Here is a 2,883-nt window from a genome sequence, read left to right as displayed (position 1 = left end):
GTTTATCAGCATCTTCAGTTTAATCAGGCGTTTGATGTTGATAATCTTGATGTTGATTTAGGAAAATTTCATCAATGGGTGGGGCGTGTTGGTGGGCGTTTAAGCAAGACGTTAGGTGTTGTGGAAGAGGGACGTGAAGTTTCTTTTTATAGTAAGCTTTCTTATTTGCATAGTTTTGAAGATAAGCAATTCGTTTCTTTTAAAAACGATTTTCAGTTAGGTTCCTTTGGTTCTTCTTTGGAAGCAGGGGTTGGGTTTAATGCCCGTCTCTCAACAAAACTTTCTCTTCGTGGAGATGTCACTTATCAGCATAGATTTAAGAAAATTGGTTTTTCTGGAACGAGTTTCTCTGCTGGATTGCATTATTATTTTTAGCTATACATAAACTATATAGTAACTTATATATAAGTATATATAGTGTTATATTAAGTATTAAAGTAGCTCTTTAGTTTTATATTTATTGTATTTTGAGAAATTTATTAGCTTAAATATAGACATTATTCTTCAATAAATAGAAGTAGGGGAATAGGAGGCGGCAAGAGTTATGATTTATGTATTTCATAAATATGTATTTTTATGCAACGTTACAACAGCTATTCTTTATTTTTTGCAGGTTACGTATGTTAGTGCTGCGGGATCTTCAAGTGATCCAAGAGGGGTGTTTTATAAATGCGATGATAGAAAAACACACTTTCTCGCAGATAAAGTTTATTACTTAAAAAATTCTCAGGAGACTGCACCTATTGCAGCTATATATGTAGAAAAAGCAGGCACTGTTGTTAATGCCTCTCAGATAGCAGTTTATGGCGATGATCCAGATAAAATATCTGCGTATGGGGCGTATGTAAGAAATGGTGGAAAAATTAATCTAATAGCTTCAGATTTTAAGAGTATACCTGCTCTTCGTGCTCAAAATGCCGTTATTAGCATGACAGTAGGGGAAATTAAGGGGACTTCACATGCTATTTATGCATGGGGGAGAGGAACGGATATTGCTTTAGTGAGTGTGAATATCAATATTGAGCCAGATAATTTGAATGTAAAAGGGATCGGTATTATAAGTGGTTTTGATGCAATGGTTAAAATGACAGACGGTACCGTTAATTTTAACCAGATTGGCTCATTTTCAACCCGATTTGGGGGGCGCTATATTCTTGATACTATGGGGATTACGGGGCATGGAAGGAGAGAGGAAACTTTAACAGATAGTGATGGAGCTATGGGGGTATTGCCAGAAGCTTTTGAGGTTTTTCAAGGTGGTGACGTTCATTTGAAAAACAATTTTATCCAGCTAAACCATATGCATGCATTTTTGATGAAAAACTTTTCAGGTTATGTAAGTGATAATGGTAAGTTAATTCAAAAATATATTTCACCAGATGGCTTTAAAAATACAAGTATTAAGATAGAAAAAAACAATATTTCTGTTCAGGGTGAGGGAGTATATGGACTGTATTTTAATGTTTTAGCTCCAGAAGAGATTGCTAAAATGTTGAGGCAACGAGATGATGAAAAAAATTTAGAAACCAAAAAAGTTATTACGGGGAGGGCTTTTGTTTATTTATCAGAGACAAATATGACAGTTCCAGATGGGATTGCAATTTATGCGAAGGGGAATAAAGACTATGAAGTAAAAGGCACTCTTGAATTATCGCATGAAACAAAAATCTCTGGTGATGTGTTGCTAAAAGCTGAAAATAATGCTTCTCTATTGGTGAAAGCAAACGCTTCCTCTCTTACAGGAGGTACGCGTGTTGAAGATAGATCGGTTATTGATTTAGAGTTAATTCGTTATTCAAAATGGTATCTTACTAAAAGTAAATACAATGGTTTACAGGAATCTGTTTCATCGCTTTCTTCTCTAAGTCTTTCCAATAGCACATTGATCTTTGATGAAGATAGTGGTTATCAAACGCTACGCATTGGAAAAAAAGCAGATATAGATGCAGGAGATAAAATTCTCGCATCAAAAGATAAAAAAGTCTATAGTGCTGAGGGAAACGCTCAGATTAGGTTGAATACATTTTTGAATGATGAGGGTTTGTTTGATCCCCAAAAGACGGATCGCATATTGATCTATGGGGATGTTTCTGGAACGACATTCATTCATATGCAAAATTTTCCAAAATATTCAAGTAAAGAAGTCTATGAGGGAAGAGATCAAAGCATTTCAATCGTTCAAGTTGCAGGAACAGCGCGGGCAGGTTCTTTTCGACTCGCCAATGGTTATAATGGTTATACTACGGTGAAAGGTTTTCCTTATCAATATCGTATTCGTGGTTATGGTCCGGGCTCGCCTTTTGGAGAAGCGAATGCTAAGCAAAGATTAGTGGAAGGTGAGGGGGATTTTTGGGATTTCCGACTCGAAGGGGTTTATATTTCTTCTAGAATAGGTTCTTATAATGGTCCATTTGGTAAACCTGCTTCGTTTTCATTATCTCATCCTGTTAATCCTCCATCTTCTCCTCCCAATTCACTTTCTACGTCGTTGATATCTGACTCTCCTTCTTCTACGTTCTCTGCTCTTGTTGATCCTCCACCTTCTCCCCCCGATCCACTTTCTACGTCGTTGACATCTGACTCTCCTCCTTCTACGTCCTCTGGTCCTGTTGATCCTCCGCCCCCCAATCCATTTTCTACGTCGTTGATATCTGACTCTCCTTCTTCTACGTTCTCTGCTCTTGTTGATCCTCCACCTTCTCCCCCCGATCCACTTTCTATGTCGTTGACATCTGACTCTCCTTCTTCTACATCCTCTGATCCTGTTGATCCTCCGCCCCCCAATCCATTTTCTACGTCGTTGACATCTGACTCTCCTTCTTCTACATCCCCTGATCCTGTTGATCCTTCATCTTCTCCCCCCGATCCACTTTCTACGTCGTT

The 2,883-nt window shown here is 37.8% G+C and carries 2 protein-coding genes; both read left to right on the top strand.

The genetic code is table 11. From position 1 onward, the window contains the following. A partial coding sequence (locus tag ACFIML_RS08965; RefSeq protein WP_375615505.1) for an autotransporter outer membrane beta-barrel domain-containing protein occupies positions 1-375 on the top strand: 375 nt, incomplete at its 5' end. A 169-nt stretch (positions 376-544) separates the two neighbouring features. Then, the coding region (locus tag ACFIML_RS08960) for an autotransporter outer membrane beta-barrel domain-containing protein (RefSeq protein ID WP_375687992.1) at positions 545-2,883 on the top strand (2,339 nt) is incomplete at its 3' end.

This window comes from Bartonella sp. AC62GZZY (genome assembly GCF_042196525.1).
Taxonomy (GTDB): Bacteria; Pseudomonadota; Alphaproteobacteria; order Rhizobiales; family Rhizobiaceae; genus Bartonella.
Note: the sequence above shows the minus strand (reverse complement) of the source record. Positions and strands in the feature narration are given on the sequence as shown.